1 pseudogene is annotated in these 720 nt (G+C 72.5%); it reads right to left on the reverse strand.

The window, feature by feature from the left end:
• Window positions 1-720: pseudogene (locus G7A99_RS22915) on the reverse strand (excinuclease ABC subunit A); the annotation flags it as partial.

Consider the following 720-nt stretch of genomic DNA (forward strand, 5'->3'; position numbering starts at 1 on the left):
CAGGGCGGCCAGCCGCTCTGCGGGAATCGTGGCGCCGCTCGGGCGGAACCGGGTGTCCGGGTCGAGGACGGCGTCCGTGTCGGCCGCGGTGCCGAGGCGCCAGGCCAGGGACTCCGGCGCCAGCCGTGCCCCGCGGCAGGCCGGGCAGAGGTCGTAGCTGCGGTACTTCGAGAGCAGCACGCGGACGTGCATGCGGTAGGCACGGGACTCGAGCCAGTCGAAGTAGCGCTGGACGCCGTACCAGGTATCCGGCTCGTCCCAGCCGCCCTCGCCGTGGATGACCCAGTCGCGGTCGGCCTCGCGCATCTCCCGCCAGGGCACGTCCGTGGGCACGCCGCGGGCGCGGGCGTAGCGCAGGAGGTCGCGCTGGCACTCGGCGGACTGGCCGGACTGCCACGGCCGTATCGCCCCCTCGGCGAGGCTCAGCCGGTCGTCCGGTATCACCAGGGCGTAGTCGATGCCCATGACCCGTCCGAAGCCGCGACACTCGCTGCAGGCGCCGATAGGGGAGTTGAACGAGAACAGGTTGGGCTGCGGGTCGCGATAGGCGAGGTCGCAGTCCGGGCAGTGCAGGGCGGAGGAGAAACGGTGGTTCGCAGTGACCGTGCGTTCGTCGTCGAGCACGTCCACGCGGACCCGGCCACGGCCGTGCTGCAGCGCCGCTTCGACGGCCTCGACGATACGCTCCCGGCGTTCCCCGCTCAGGCGTACACGGTCCTG

It is taken from the genome of Arhodomonas sp. KWT, from assembly GCF_010993615.1.